We start from the raw sequence: 14379 nt of genomic DNA, 5'->3' as shown, positions 1-14379 counted from the left end.
TCACATCCCTTCAGGCCCGCGACCTATCGCGGCAACACCCGTGCGCGACACCTCGACGAGGCCGAGCGGGCGCATCAGATCGATATATTGATTGATCTTGTCCGTATTGCCTGTGATCTCGAACACAAAGCTCTCGGTGGTGGCGTCGATCACACGGGCGCGGAACGCATCCGCCAGCCTGAGCGCCTCGACCCGATGCTCGCCCTGCCCGCGCACCTTGACCATCGCCAACTCGCGCTCGATCGAGCGCTTGGTCTGGGTCATGTCGACGACCTGGTACACCGGGATCATGCGGTCGAGCTGGTTCTTGATCTGCGCGATCACCATCGGCGTGCCCGTGGTGACGATGGTGATCCGCGACAGATGCTTCTGGGCCTCGGTCTCCGAGACCGTGAGGCTCTCGATGTTGTAGCCGCGCCCCGAGAACAGGCCGATGACGCGCGCGAGCACGCCCGGCTCGTTCTGCACGAGCACCGCAAGCGTATGCGTCTCGTTGGGATCGTGACGGTCCTCGATGAAATAGGCGGATGCGGGCTGGTTCATTGTCGTCCCCTCTGTCTCTCCGTCACGCCGTCGCCGGCGCATCCGTCCCGACCCAACGGCGGAACAGATCGAAATCGATATTGCCGCCGGACAGCACGAGACCGACGCGCTTGCCCTTCAGCTTGCTCTTTTCCTGCAGCGCCGCCGCCAGCGCGGCAGCACCGGCGCCTTCGGCGAGATTGTGCGTGTCGGTCCAATAGGCGCGGATCGCGAGCGCGATCTCATCGTCCGTAACCTGGACGATGCGCGAGGCGCCCTTGCAAACAAGCGCAACAGCTTCCGCGTCCGGAAAGCGTGTCGCCACGCCATCGGCCAGCGTGTCACTGGTCTCGGTCGTTACGACCTTGCCGGCCGCGAACGAAAGCGCATATGACGGCGCCTCGGTCGATTGCACACCGATGATCTCCGTCTTCAGGCCCAGCAAGTCGCGCACCAGGATGCAGGCGCTGATACCGGAGCCCTGCCCGATCGGAACGTAGAGCACGTCGAGATCGGGCACCGCGCGGAACAGTTCCAGTGCGTAGGTCGCCACCCCCAGCACGAGGTCAGGGTGGAACGACGGCACCATGTGCAGGCCTTCGAACTGCGCGCGGCGCCCGGCTTCTTCGCGCGCCAGCTGGAAATCGTCGCCGTGCTCGACCAGATCGGCGCCGAACGCGCGCATGGCATGGTTCTTCTCAACCGAATTGCCTTTTGGCACGTAGATCACGGCGGGCACGCCGTGACGCCGCGCCGCGAAAGCAAGACTCTGGCCATGATTGCCGCGGGTGGCCGAGATGATGCCCGGCACGTTCGGCCGCTCTCGCTTCAGCCGATCGAGATAGACCAGGCCGCCACGCACCTTGAAGGCGCCGGTCGGCGTGTGGTTCTCGTGCTTGACCACGGCCGCGGTGCCGAGCCGGCGGCTGAGCAACGGCCAAGCATGCGCCGGCGTCGCCGGCACCGCCTGCCCCACGATCGCATGTGCGCGCTCGAGTTCGTTCAGGTCGAACATGGCGTCACACCAACGCCTTGCCGCCGGCGAATGCCTTCGCAGTCGCCTCGTCGTTGGCCTGCTCCGGCAGCAGCATCTCGTTGTGGGCCTTGCCGGAGGGGATCATCGGGAAGCAGTTTTCGAGCGCCGCGACGCGGCAGTCGAACAGCACCGGGCGCTTGACCGAGATCATCTCCTTGATGGCGCCATCGAGATCGGCCGGCATGTGCACCTGAAGCCCGACGGCGCCGTAGGCCTCCGCGAGCTTGACGAAATCCGGCAGCGCTTCGGAATAGGAATGCGACAACCGGTTGCCGTGCAACAGCTGCTGCCACTGGCGCACCATGCCCATGTACTGGTTGTTCAGGATGAAGATCTTGATCGGCAGCTCGTACTGAACCGCCGTCGACATCTCCTGCATCGTCATCTGCACCGAGGCATCGCCGGCAATGTCGATGACGAGGCTGTCGGGATGGGCCACCTGAACGCCGACCGCGGCCGGCAGGCCGTAGCCCATGGTGCCGAGACCGCCCGAGGTCATCCAGCGATGCGGCTCCTCGAAGCCGTAGAACTGCGCCGCCCACATCTGATGCTGGCCGACCTCGGTCGTGATGTAGGTATCCTTGCCGCGCGTCTGCTCGAACAAGGCCTGGATCGCGTGTTGCGGCAGGATGACGTCGCTGCTCTTCTTGTAATAGAGCGAGTTGCGGGCGCGCCATTGCGCAATCTGCTGCCACCACGACTTGATGTCGGGCTTCTTCGCCTCCGCCTTGAACACCTGGAGGATGTCGCCGAGGACGTTGCCGCAATCGCCGATGATCGGCACGTCGACGCGGATGTTCTTGTTGATCGAGGACGGATCGATGTCGATGTGGATCTTCTTCGAGCCGGGCGAAAACGCATCGACGCGGCCGGTGATGCGGTCGTCGAAGCGCGCGCCGACGCACAGCATGACGTCGCAATCATGCATGGTCATGTTGGCCTCATAGGTGCCGTGCATGCCGAGCATGCCGAGCCAGTTCTTGCCCGACGCCGGATAGGCGCCGAGGCCCATCAGCGTCGAGGTGATCGGGAAGCCGGTGACCTCAACCAGCTCGCGCAACAGCTGGGTCGCCTCGGAGCCGGAATTGATGACGCCGCCGCCGCTGTAGATCACGGGACGCTTGGCGTTCGCGAGCAGCGAGACCGCCTTGCGGATCTGCGTCGCATCGCCCTTCACGCGCGGCGCGTAAGAGCGGTGCACGTCGGACTTGCGCGGGGGATGGTAGGTGCCGGTGGCGAACTGCACGTCCTTGGGAACGTCGACCAGCACCGGGCCCGGACGGCCCGAGGTGGCGACGTAGAAGGCCTCATGCAGCACCTTGGCGAGATCGTTGACGTCGCGCACCAGCCAATTGTGCTTGGTGCAGGGACGCGTGATACCGACGGTGTCGCATTCCTGGAACGCGTCGTTGCCGATCAGATGCGTCGGCACCTGGCCGGAGATGCAGACCAGCGGGATCGAGTCCATCAGGGCATCCGTCAGCGGCGTCACCATGTTGGTGGCGCCGGGGCCGGAGGTCACCAGCGCAACGCCCGGCTTGCCGGTGGAACGCGCATAGCCCTCGGCGGCATGGCCCGCGCCCTGTTCGTGGCGGACCAGGATGTGCTGGACCTCGCTCTGCTGGAAGATCTCGTCATAGATCGGAAGCACCGCGCCGCCGGGATAGCCGAAAATGTCGGTCACGCCGTGATCGATGAGTGCGCGGACGATCATCGCGGCGCCGGTCATCTGGTTCGGATCGTGGCTCTTGTCGCTCATTGGCTTGCTCCGGATGCGCTGTTGTCAGCGGCTTCATTCGTGTCGGGTTCGGGAAATAAAAAAGGCCCCGAAGAGGGCCCATGCACACCGCCTGTCATGTGGATGGCAGCTAGCCACCCCCGGCGGTGTGCCTGGGTACGACGGCGATAAGGAGTTTGGTAATAATGTTACGCATGGCGGCGCTCGGCTTCCCAAAGGTTGCGCGAAACATAGCGGCCAAACCTTGGATGTCAAGGCAATGCGGCCGTTCCCGCGCGATTTCGGCAGTGTAGCGGTGTTCCCCGGGTTCGGCGAGAGGTAAATTCGGGAACCCGGCACAAAAGCGCGTCAGTCGGTGCGCCGTTCCGCCGGCACGGCCGCGGCGAGCCATCCGCTCGCTTGCTCCGGCCTCACCCATTCGAAGTCCGGCAGCTGGTGCCGGAACCAGGTGAATTGCCGCTTGGCGTAATGGCGGGTATCGGCGCGGCCAATGCTGGCGGCCTCCTCCAGGCTGAGCTCGCCGCGCAGGTGCCGGATCAAGGATGGCACGCCATGAGCCTTCATGGCCGGCAGCAGCGGATCGAGATGCCTGGCGGCCAGCCGCTCGACCTCCTCGAGCGCGCCGGCGCCCAGCATGGCATCGAAACGGGCATCGATGCGGGCATAGAGCTCGTCACGTTCGGGCGCGAGGAAGACCGCGCGAAATCTGTCCTTGGGCAGCAGCGGTGGCTGTCCCTCCCGCTGCCAATCGAGCAGCGAACGGCCGGTTGCCTCGATCACCTCGAGCGCGCGCGCGATGCGGGTGCGGTCGCGCAGGTTCAATCGCTCGGCCGCGCGCGGATCGCGGCCTGCGAGTTCCGCGTGCAGCGCTTCGACGCCGTTCCGTTCCAGCCGCGCGCGCACATCCTCGCGCAGCTCGGCAGGGATCGGCGGCACCACGGAGAGACCTGTGGTCAGCGCCTTGAAATAGAGCCCGGTGCCGCCGATGAAGATCGGCAGCCGTCGCTGAGCCCTCGCCTCGTCGAGCGCCTTCGCCGCATCGCTTACCCAGGCACCGGCCGAGAAATTCACGGCGGCATCGACGTGGCCATAGAGCCGATGCGGCACGAGCGCCTCGTCCGCTGCGGTCGGCCGCGCCGTGATGATGCGGAGGTCACGATAGACCTGCATGGAATCGGCATTGATGACGACGCCGCCGGCGGCGCGCGCAAGCTCGAGCGCCAGCGCCGACTTGCCGCTGGCGGTCGGGCCTGCGATAAGCACGGCCTTGCTGGAATACCCCTCGCTCACGAAAACCTCAAATGTCCCTCGTCGCCACGCTGATCTGCAACCCTGACAATCCCGCGCTCGACTCGACCATCGTCGATGGCGCCCGCGCCGTGCTGCCGCAGGCGGCGCCCGCGCACTGGCTGTTCGACGGGGTTGCGGTCGACATCCCCTTCGGCGCGGACAGTAACCTCGAAGGCGACCGCAACGCCATCGAGCAGCGGCTCCGCGAGCTCCGCGGCGATTTGCCGATCGACATCGTCGTGCAGCCTGTTGGCTTCAGGCGCAAGAAGCTTTTTCTCGCCGACATGGATTCCACCATGATCGGCCAGGAATGCATCGACGAGCTCGCCGATTTCGTCGGGGTCAAGGCGCATGTCGCAGCCATCACCGAGCGTGCGATGCGCGGCGAGATCGAGTTCGAGCCGGCGCTGCGCGAGCGCGTCGCGCTGCTCAAGGACCTGCCCGCCAGCGCGGTCGACGAGGTCCTGGCCAAGCGCATTACGCTGACGCCGGGCGGCCGCGAGCTGGTCGCCACCATGCGCGCGAACGGTGCCTATACTTGCCTCGTCTCCGGCGGCTTTACATTGTTCACGCGCGCGGTCGCCGCCAAGATCGGTTTCCAGGAGAACCGCGCCAACGAGCTCGTCGTGCGCGACGGCAAGTTCACCGGCGAAGTGAAGGAGCCGATCCTGGGCCGCGCGGCGAAGCTCGCCACCTTGGTGGACCTGATGGAATCGTTCGATCTCGACGACATCGACTCGGTCGTGGTCGGCGACGGCGCCAACGATCTCGCGATGATCCAGGCCGCGGGTCTGGGTGTCGCCTATCACGCCAAGCCGGCGGTGGCTGCCGCCGCGGCCGCGCGGATCGATCACGGCGATCTCACTGCGCTGCTGTATGCGCAGGGGTATCGGCGGGACGAGTTCGTGGAGGGGTAAAGCCTCCCCTCTCTCTGTCATCGCCCGCGAAGGCGGGCGATCCAGTATTCCAGAGGCAGCGAAGCTAGAACCGAGAAGCCGCGGCGTACTGGATGCCCCGCCTTCGCGGGGCATGACAGTTGAATGTGGCGCGAACAGCGCCCACTACTGCACGCTCAGCGCGACGAACCGCAGCTCGCCCTCGCCGTTCGAGACCAGCAGCAGCACCGATTTCTTGCCGTCCTTCTTGAGCTGATCGACCCGCTTCTGGATGTCGGCGCCGCTCGACACCGCCTCCTGCGCCACCTCGACGATGACGTCGCCGGCGGACAGACGCTTATCGGCGGCGTCCGAATTGGTGTCGACATTGGTGACGACCACGCCCTTGACGCTGTCCTTGATCTTGTAGCGCGTGCGCAGATCCTTGCTCAGCGTAGCAAGATCGAGGCCCAGCGCTTTCTGCGTCACCGGCTTCTCCGGCGCCGGCTCGTCGGTCCTCACCGCCGCCTGCACCTTGTCCGGATCCTGCAGGCGGCCGAGCGTGACCTTCTTGATCTCTTCCTTGCCCTTGCGGATGATGACGACGTCGACCTCCTTGCCGACCGCGGTGTCGGCGACGACGCGGGACAGGTCCTTCGGGTCCTTGACGTCCTTGCCGTCGAACTTGACGACGACGTCGCCGGGCTCGATGCCGGCGGGCTTGGCCGGGCCCTTGTCGTCGACACCGGCGACCAGCGCGCCCCGCGCGGGCTTGATGTTGAGGCTTTCGGCGATCTCGTCGGTGACGCTCTGGATGCGCACGCCCAGCCAGCCGCGGCGCAGCTCGCCGAACTGGCGGAGCTGGTCGACGACGCCCACCACCGTCTTCGACGGCACGGCAAAGCCGATGCCGATGGAGCCGCCGGACGGCGAGATGATCAGCGTGTTGACGCCGATGACGTCGCCGTCGAGATTGAACAGCGGGCCGCCGGAATTGCCGCGGTTGATGGATGCGTCGGTCTGGATGTAGCTGTCGTACGGCCCGGAGGAGATGTCACGGTTCTTGGCCGAGACGATGCCGGCAGTCACCGTGCCTCCCAGGCTGAAGGGATTGCCGATTGCGACCACCCAGTCGCCGAGGCGCAGCTTGTCGCTATCGCCGAACTTGACCGCGACCAACGGCTTCGTCGGCTTGATCCTGAGCACAGCGAGATCGGTCTTCTTGTCGACGCCGACCAGCTCGGCCTTGATCTTGGTGCCGTCGTTGAGGATGACGTGGATCTCGTCGGCGTCCGCAATGACGTGGTTGTTGGTGACGACGACGCCCGCGGTGTCGATGATGAAACCGCTTCCGAGCGAATTGGTCTTGCGCGGCGCGCTGTTCTCGCCGCCCTTGCTGCCGCCGCCGGGCCCTCGGCGGTTCTTGAAGAAATCGTCGAAGAACTCTTCGAAGGGTGAACCGGGCGGCAGCTGCGGCATCGAGTTGCTGCCCCCGCCCTTGGCTTCGACGTTCTGCGAGGTCGAGATGTTGACGACCGCGTCGATCACCTTCTCGGCGACGTCGGCGATGCCATCCGGTCCACGCGCATGAGCCGGCGCGCCAAACGCGCCGCAAGCACCGATGGCGAGCGCAACCAGCCCAAGTCGAACACCAAATCGCGCGCGGCGGCGCGAGCGGGACGGGGCAATGGTGGCAGCAGTCATTGTGATCTCCAGGCAAAAGGGATTCGGCGCCAGACTGCGCTCGAACGGGGGCACGGCGCAAGCGCGGAGCTTAACGGGCCTCAAGAGCCCGATAATACGGCGAAAACCAGTCTGGCGCCTTCACTTTGGCGTTGAGCCGAAGGCCTAAATCGGGCGCCGCATAACCCAGATCAGGACCAGGCCGGCCACGGCCGAGCCGATCCCGACCGCCCGCAGGATGTTGTCCGGCGTGGCGATGGCGCTTTTCATGGCTTTGCGCATCCAGTTTGGACTGGCCGCGAACATCAAGCCTTCGAGGACGAACAGGATGCCTAGGCCGATGAGGAAGTCGGCGAACGCAATGGACCTCATCGGAATGGAACCTCCCGCTATGCTGTTCTTGTCTGGACGAAGGGCGGCGAAATCCGCCGCCCTTTGTCTGGCTTACGGCTTCGCCTGCGTCTCAGTAGGCGTCCTGCCGGAGGGGCTACCGAAGTACCGGAAGAAATCCGACTCCGGCCGGAGCAGGAAGCGGGTATCGTTCGAACGCAGCCCGTTCTCATAGGCCGTCATCGACCGGTAGAACGCGAAGAAGTCGGCGTCCTTGCCGTAGGCTTCTGCAAACAGGCGGTTGCGTTCGGCATCGCCCGCACCACGGGTCTGCTCAGCCTGCGAATTGGCCTCAGCGATGATGACGGTCGCCTCGCGGTCGGCCCTGGACCTGATCTCCTGGGCCTTCTGCCCACCCTGTGCCCGGAACTCGGCGGCCTCGCGCTCACGCTCGGTCTTCATGCGCAGGTAGACCGCCTGGCTGTTCTGCTCCGGCAGGTCGGCGCGGCGGATCCGGACGTCGACGACCTGAATGCCGTAGCCATCGGCCTCGCGGTCGAGCTGGTCGCGAATGCGCAGCATCAGCTTCTCGCGGTCGTCGCGCACCACGTTGATGAAGGTGACCTCGCCGAGCACGCGGCGCAGCGCCGCGTTTAGGAGCGTGGTGAGCTGGATGTTGGCGGCCTGGATCGAGCCGACGCTCTGATAGAAGCGCAGTGCGTCCTTGATGCGGTAGCGCGCGAAGGCGTCGACCACGAGCCGCTTCTGGTCGGAGGCGATTGCCTCCTGCGACGGGTTCTCCAGATCGAGAATCCGCTTGTCGATGTTGATCACCGAGTTCCAGGGCGCCTTGAAGTGCAGGCCGGGCGCGGTGACGACGTCGACCGGCCTGCCGAACTGGAGCACGATCGTCTGCTCGGTCTGCTGCACGGTAAACAACGACATATAGCCGACGATCACGACGAACAGGAGGGAGAGCAGCGTGACAAAACCTGTGACCGGAGACTTCATCGGGTGCCTCCGCTGGACTGCGGACCGGTCGTAGGTGGCCGCTTTGGCGCCAGTTCGGGAAGCGGCAGATAGGGCACGACGCCCTGGCCCGAGGGGCCACCGTCATAGACGAGCTTGTCGGCCCCGCCGAGCACGCGCTCCATCGTCTCCAGGTAGATCCGTTCACGCGTCACGTCGGGCGCCTTCTTGTATTCCTCGTAAACTTTCAGGAAGCGTGCACTCTGGCCCTTGGCCTCGGCGACAGCCTGTTCCCTGTAACCTTCGGCATCCTGCTGGATCTTGGCCGCGCGTCCACGCGCCTGGGGGACAACCTGGTTGGCATAGGTCTGCGCTTCGTTCTGCAGCTGCTCCTGATTGGCGCGGGCCGCCTGGACGTCGCGGAAGGCGTCGATCACCTGCGCGGGCGGATCGACCTTCTGCATCTGCACCTGGGTGATCTGAATGCCGGCACCATAGCTGTCCAAAGTCCTCTGGATCAGCTCGTGCACGTTCTGCTCTGTGACGTTGCGCGCTCCGGTCAGGATCGGCTGGATCTGAGACCGGCCGATCACCTCGCGCATCGCACTCTCGGCGACCGCCTTCACGGTACCCTCGGGGTTCTGGATGTTGAAGAGGAAATCACCGACACCGTCCGGCTTGATGCGCCAGAGCACGGTGAAATCAACGTCGACGATGTTCTCGTCGCCGGTCAGCATCAGGCTCTCTTCCGGCACGTCCCGAATGGAGCGGCCGCGCCGCGCCGGATCCTCGATCACCGTCATACCGATCGAGGTGGTGTTGACGCGCAGCGCCTTCGGCAGCAGCACGGTCTCGATCGGATAAGGCAGATGATAGTTCAGACCCGGCTGCACGGTGCGGACGTGCTTGCCGAAACGCATCACCACGCCGAGCTCTTCGGACTGCACGCGGAAGAAGCCCGACAGCAGCCAGAATGCGACGATCAGCAGGATGATCAGCGTGATGCCGATGCCGGAGAAATAACCGCCCGGCATGATCTGCTGGAGGCGGTCCTGGCCGCGCCGCAGAAGGTCTTCCAGATCCGGCGGCCTCGGCCCGACCGGTTGCGGGCCTGAGCCCCACGGTCCCTTTGGACCCGAGCCCCACGGGCCACCGCCCTGATTCTTCCACGGCATTCGACGTTCTCCTCGGCAGGGTGGAATTGCCACCGCCCGCTTTGTCCGGTCCGGCTTTATAGGCGACAGGCAAGTCCCTTACAACGCAGCCCTGACCGTCTTCCGAGCTATGCTCGGGCACGAAAAAGTCAATGTAAACATTGGCAAAAGCGGTTAATGGCCGCGCCGCCGACGATATGTCACATAGGACAGGTCGGCGCTGTCGTCGGGGCCGGCCGGATGGCGGATGCGTTCGACCTCGTCCCATTCCGCCTTGTCGATTTCAAAATGCGTGTCCCCTTCTGGGCGCGCGTGCACTTCGGTGATCTCGAGACGATCGGCACGACCGAGCCATTGCCGGTAGATCTCGGCGCCGCCGATCACCGCGATCTCAGTGACCGAACGCCGCAGAGCGTCGCCGCGCGCGACTGCCTCCGCATCCGCTGGCGATGTCGTGACGATGGCCCCATTGGCGCGATAGGCCGGATCGCGCGTGACCACGATGTTGGTGCGGCCCGGCAGCGGCCGGCGCAGGGTCTCGAAGGTCTTGCGGCCCATGATCACAGGCTTGCCGATCGTCAGCGCCTTGAAGCGCGCCATATCGGACTTCAATCGCCACGGCATCGCATTGCCCGCGCCGATGACGCCATTCTCTGCGATGGCGACGACGAAGACGATCTCCATCAGGCAGAGCTCCCGGCAAGCTGGGTCAGCGCAGGCCCGGTGACCCGGCACAGCGTCCAGTCGTCCATCATGACCGCGCCGATCGATTTGTAGAACGCGATCGAGGGTGCGTTCCAGTCGAGGACCGCCCATTGCAGGCGCGACCAGCCGTTGTCGACGCATTCCCTGGCGAGATAGGCCAGCAGCGCCTTGCCGAGGCCCTTGCCCCGATGTGACGGCCGCACATAGAGATCTTCGAGATAGATGCCGTGACGGCCGCTGAAGGTGGAGAAATTGAGAAACCACACCGCGAAGCCGACCGGCTCACGGTTCCACTCCGCGATCGCGCAATAGAGCTGCGGCCTCTCGCCGAACAGCGCGTCGGCGATGTCAGCCTCGGTCGCTTCCACCTCGTGCGACAGCTTTTCGTACTCGGCGAGCTCGCGGATGAAGGAGAGAACGAGCCCGGCCTCCTCGGGCCGTGCACGGCGGATGGTGAGCGACATAGGGCGCTAGACCGCCACTTCCGCCTTGATGTGCGGATGCGGATCGTAGCCGACGAGCTCGAAGTCTTCGTAGCGGAAAGAGAAGATGTCCTTTACCTCAGGATTGATCCGCATCACCGGCAGCGCGCGCGGCGCGCGGCTGAGCTGCAGCCTCGCCTGCTCCAGATGGTTGGAATAGAGATGAGTGTCGCCGAGCGAGTGCACGAAGTCGCCGGGCTTCAGGCCTGTGACCTGCGCGACCATCATGGTGAGCAGCGCGTAAGAGGCGATGTTGAAGGGCACGCCGAGAAACACGTCGGCCGAGCGCTGATAGAGCTGGCAGGACAGCTTGCCGTTCGCGACATAGAACTGGAACAGCAGGTGGCAGGGCGGCAGCGCCATCTTCTCGACGTCGGCCGGATTCCAGGCGGTGACGATCAGGCGGCGGGAATCAGGCGTGCGCTTGATCATGTCGATGACATTGGCGATCTGGTCGATGCTGCGCCCGTCGGCCGTGGGCCAGGAGCGCCATTGATGGCCGTAGACCGGGCCGAGATCGCCATTGGCGTCCGCCCACTCGTCCCAAATGGTGACGCCGTTGTCGCGCAGATATTTGATGTTGGTGTCGCCCTTCAGGAACCAGAGCAGTTCATGCACGATCGCCTTCAGCGGCAGCCGCTTGGTCGTCAGCATCGGGAAGCCGGCCGACAAATTGAAGCGCATCTGGTGGCCGAACACCGAGAGCGTGCCGGTGCCGGTCCGGTCGGTCTTCTCGGCGCCGTCGGAAAGAATCCGCTCGAGCAGGTCCTGATACTGGTGCATGTTGCGACTGAGCCTTTGGGGAGGCGGCGAACTTAACGACACCCCCCGCGCTACGACAGCGGCGATTCGCTGTCGCCGTCGATTATACCCGGAAAAGTGAGTGTTCCCGGCACAAACAGCAAGGGGCGGAACTCAGCGTTCCGCCCCTCGCCTAGCGCCTTGATCGCCTTCGCTTAATTCGCCGGCTTGAGCACCGGGCTCCACTTCGCGATCTCGCTCTTGACGAGGGTCGCCAGCGCCTCCTGGGTTCGGTCCTTCGGCGCGGGGATGACGCTGCCGAGCTCGAGCAGGCGCTTCTTCACCGTCTCGTCGTCGAGCGCCTTGACGGCGGCGGCGTTCACGCTTGCCACGATCGCGGGCGAGGTTCCCTTGGGCGCGAACATCGCGTTCCAGGCCTGAGCCTGGAATGCCGGCAGGCCGGCTTCCGCCGTGGTCGGCACGTTCGGCAGCGACGGGTTTCGTTCGGCCGTGGCGATCGCATAGGCCTTGATGGTGCCGGCATTGATCTGCGGGACGGCGTTGACGATCTGGTCGCACATGTAGTCGACCTGACCCGCCACCAGCGCGTTCATCGCAGGTCCCGTGCCGTTGAACGGCACGCCGACGGGCTTGATGTCGAGGATGGAGTGGAGGAGTTCGCACGAGACGTGCGAAACCGAACCGACGCCTGCATGCGCGGCATTCACCTTCTCGGCATTCGCCTTCACATAGGTGACGAACTCCTTGAGATCCTTCGGCGGAAAGTCCTTGCGCGCCAGGATCAGGATCGGCGTGCCGGCCAGCAATGCGATCGGCTCGAAGTCCTTCTCGGGGTGATAGGCCAGCTTCGGATAGAGCGGCACGGAGGCGGCATGCGTGCCCATATGCCCGGTGATTAGCGTATAGCCATCGTTGGCCGCACGCGCGGCACGCGTCGTGGCGGTGGTGCCGCCGGCACCGACCACGTTCTCGATGATGATGCTCTGCCCCAGCGTTTGCGCCATGTGCCCGGTGACGATGCGTGAGATCACGTCAGTCGGCCCGCCGGCTGCGAACGGGACGATCACGGTAATGTTGCGCGTCGGATAGGTCTGCGCCTCAGCCGTTGCGATGAAGGCGCCCAGCGATGCTATCGCTGCTGCACATGCGCCTGTAAGCGCGCGAATGAACGTCATGGCGATCCTCCCTTTGGACACAATAAAATGCCGGCCCAAAGGCCGGCATTTCCATTTCACAAAGCCGTAACACAAGTCGATTCGACTTCCGAATGCGGCGCGCCGACGCAGGACCGAGCCGACTCGGCGCGCACGACCTCAGTTCTCGGACTCAGTGAACACCTCGTCGCGCTTGGCGCGCAATACAGGTAGCACCGTAAGGACGAGCAGGCTTGCCGCGACCGCAAGCAGCACCGCCGACAACGGGCGCGTCAGGAACACGCTCCAGTCGCCACGCGAGATCAGCAGCGCCCGGCGCAGGTTCTCCTCCATCAGCGGTCCTAGCACCATGCCGAGCAGCAACGGCGCCGGCTCGAAATCGTGCTTGATCAGCCAATAGCCGACGAGACCGAAGACGCCCGCGAGGATGACGTCGACCGGCGCGTTGTTCACCGAATAGATGCCGATCGCGCAGAAGATCACGATCGAGGGGAACATCAGCCGATAGGGCACGCGCAACAGCCGCACCCAGATTCCGACCAGCGGCAGGTTGATGATGATCAGCATCAGATTGCCGATCCACATCGAAGCGATCATGCCCCAGACCAGATCCGGCTGCTTCTGCATCACCTGCGGACCGGGCACGATGCCGTGGATGGTCATCGCGCCCACCATCAGCGCCATCACAGCGTTCGGCGGGATGCCGAGGGTGAGCAGCGGAATGAACGAGGTCTGTGCCGCGGCATTGTTGGCACTCTCCGGCCCCGCCACGCCCTCGATCGCGCCGCGGCCGAACCGGGACGGGGTCTTTGAGAGCTTCTTCTCGAGCGTGTAGGCCGCGAAGGACGCGATCACCGCGCCGCCGCCGGGCAGGATGCCGAGGATCGAGCCGAGCACGGTGCCGCGCAGGATCGGCGGCGTCGCATCGCCGAGGTCCTTCCTGGTGGGCATCAGTCCGGTGATCTTCTGCTGCACCAGATCGCGGTTCATCTCGGCGCCGTGGTCGAGGTTGCGGATGATCTCGGCAAAGCCGAATACGCCCATCGCCACGGTCGCAAAGCCGAGACCGTCGGCGAGCTCGGGAATGTTAAAGGCCATGCGCGAGGCGCCGGTCTCGATGTCCGAACCGACCATTGAGAGCAGCAGTCCGAACACGATCATCGCAATCGCCTTCAGCACCGAGCCCTTGGCCAGCACCACCGCGAAGATCAGGCCGAGCACCATCAGCGAGAAATATTCGGCCGGGCCGAACGCCAGCGCGAGTTTCGTCAGCGGTGCGCCGAGCAGTGCGATCAGGATGGTCGCAACGCAGCCGGCGAAGAACGAGCCGATCGCGGCGATCGCGAGCGCCGGACCGGCGCGGCCCTGCTTGGCCATCTGGTGACCGTCGATGGCGGTCACGACCGATGTCGCCTCACCGGGTATGTTGACCAGGATCGACGTGGTCGAGCCGCCATATTGCGCGCCGTAATAGATGCCGGCGAGCATGATCAGCGCGCCGACCGGCGGCAGCCCGAAAGTGATCGGCAGCAGCATCGCGACGGTGGCGATGGTGCCGATGCCAGGGAGAACGCCGACCAGCGTTCCGACCAGGGCGCCGATCAGGCACATCAACAGGTTGATCGGGGTGAACGCGACGGCGAAGCCGTGAGCAAGATTGGCAAAGATATCCATCACGC

14 protein-coding genes are annotated in these 14379 nt (G+C 64.9%); 1 reads left to right on the top strand and 13 read right to left on the bottom strand.

Features of this window, described 5'->3' with window-relative positions; genetic code table 11:
- The 4 genes from ilvN to miaA form a co-directional block, all read right to left on the bottom strand.
- Positions 1–543 (bottom strand): acetolactate synthase small subunit, encoded by a 543-nt coding sequence (gene ilvN, locus I6F16_RS07900; protein ID WP_018640841.1) that lies wholly within the window; start codon positions 541–543, stop codon positions 1–3.
- Between the two features lie 22 nt (positions 544–565).
- The gene (locus I6F16_RS07895; RefSeq protein ID WP_225114700.1) at positions 566–1537 is read right to left on the bottom strand and encodes a threonine dehydratase; all 972 of its coding nucleotides are present in this window, start codon (positions 1535–1537) and stop codon (positions 566–568) included.
- Positions 1538–1541: 4 nt separating this feature from the next.
- Positions 1542–3317, bottom strand: a complete 1776-nt coding sequence (locus tag I6F16_RS07890) for an acetolactate synthase 3 large subunit (protein WP_225114699.1) — start codon at positions 3315–3317, stop codon at positions 1542–1544.
- A gap of 327 nt (positions 3318–3644) precedes the next feature.
- Positions 3645–4586: a tRNA (adenosine(37)-N6)-dimethylallyltransferase MiaA gene (gene miaA, locus I6F16_RS07885; RefSeq protein ID WP_225114698.1), complete on the bottom strand. Its 942-nt coding sequence runs from the start codon at positions 4584–4586 to the stop codon at positions 3645–3647.
- An 11-nt stretch (positions 4587–4597) separates the two neighbouring features.
- Here miaA and serB point away from each other — a divergent pair, with 11 nt between their 5' ends.
- The gene (gene serB / locus I6F16_RS07880; RefSeq protein ID WP_225114697.1) at positions 4598–5503 is read left to right on the top strand and encodes a phosphoserine phosphatase SerB; all 906 of its coding nucleotides are present in this window, start codon (positions 4598–4600) and stop codon (positions 5501–5503) included.
- A 144-nt stretch (positions 5504–5647) separates the two neighbouring features.
- Here serB and I6F16_RS07875 read toward each other — a convergent pair whose 3' ends face one another.
- The 9 genes from I6F16_RS07875 to I6F16_RS07835 all read right to left on the bottom strand — a co-directional run bounded on the left by I6F16_RS07875 (position 5648) and on the right by I6F16_RS07835 (position 14374).
- Positions 5648–7165 (bottom strand): Do family serine endopeptidase, encoded by a 1518-nt coding sequence (locus I6F16_RS07875; RefSeq protein WP_225114696.1) that lies wholly within the window; start codon positions 7163–7165, stop codon positions 5648–5650.
- A 144-nt stretch (positions 7166–7309) separates the two neighbouring features.
- Positions 7310–7516, bottom strand: a complete 207-nt coding sequence (locus tag I6F16_RS07870; RefSeq protein WP_025038031.1) for a DUF2065 domain-containing protein — start codon at positions 7514–7516, stop codon at positions 7310–7312.
- A 72-nt stretch (positions 7517–7588) separates the two neighbouring features.
- Positions 7589–8485, bottom strand: coding sequence for a protease modulator HflC (locus I6F16_RS07865; protein ID WP_109144931.1), 897 nt, complete (start codon positions 8483–8485; stop codon positions 7589–7591).
- A complete protein-coding gene (gene hflK, locus I6F16_RS07860; RefSeq protein WP_036006585.1) occupies positions 8482–9618 on the bottom strand; it encodes an FtsH protease activity modulator HflK in 1137 nt (378 codons plus the stop codon). The genes I6F16_RS07865 and hflK overlap by 4 nt, the downstream gene beginning before the upstream one ends.
- Before the next feature lie 153 nt (positions 9619–9771).
- Complete coding sequence (locus I6F16_RS07855) at positions 9772–10281, bottom strand: dihydrofolate reductase (protein ID WP_109144932.1); 510 nt, start codon at positions 10279–10281, stop codon at positions 9772–9774.
- Complete coding sequence (locus I6F16_RS07850; RefSeq protein WP_036037448.1) at positions 10281–10766, bottom strand: GNAT family N-acetyltransferase; 486 nt, start codon at positions 10764–10766, stop codon at positions 10281–10283. Before I6F16_RS07850 ends, I6F16_RS07855 begins: the two co-directional genes overlap by 1 nt.
- Positions 10767–10772: 6 nt before the next feature.
- Positions 10773–11567 (bottom strand): thymidylate synthase, encoded by a 795-nt coding sequence (locus I6F16_RS07845; protein WP_225114695.1) that lies wholly within the window; start codon positions 11565–11567, stop codon positions 10773–10775.
- Between the two features lie 173 nt (positions 11568–11740).
- Positions 11741–12721 (bottom strand): tripartite tricarboxylate transporter substrate binding protein BugD, encoded by a 981-nt coding sequence (locus I6F16_RS07840; protein ID WP_036006574.1) that lies wholly within the window; start codon positions 12719–12721, stop codon positions 11741–11743.
- A gap of 138 nt (positions 12722–12859) precedes the next feature.
- Positions 12860–14374: a tripartite tricarboxylate transporter permease gene (locus tag I6F16_RS07835; protein ID WP_036006571.1), complete on the bottom strand. Its 1515-nt coding sequence runs from the start codon at positions 14372–14374 to the stop codon at positions 12860–12862.
- Between the last annotated feature and the right edge of the window lie 5 nt (positions 14375–14379).

Source organism: Bradyrhizobium sp. IC4060 (assembly GCF_020193715.1).
In the GTDB taxonomy this organism is placed as follows: domain Bacteria; phylum Pseudomonadota; class Alphaproteobacteria; order Rhizobiales; family Xanthobacteraceae; genus Bradyrhizobium; species Bradyrhizobium yuanmingense.
Note: the sequence above shows the minus strand (reverse complement) of the source record. Positions and strands in the feature narration are given on the sequence as shown.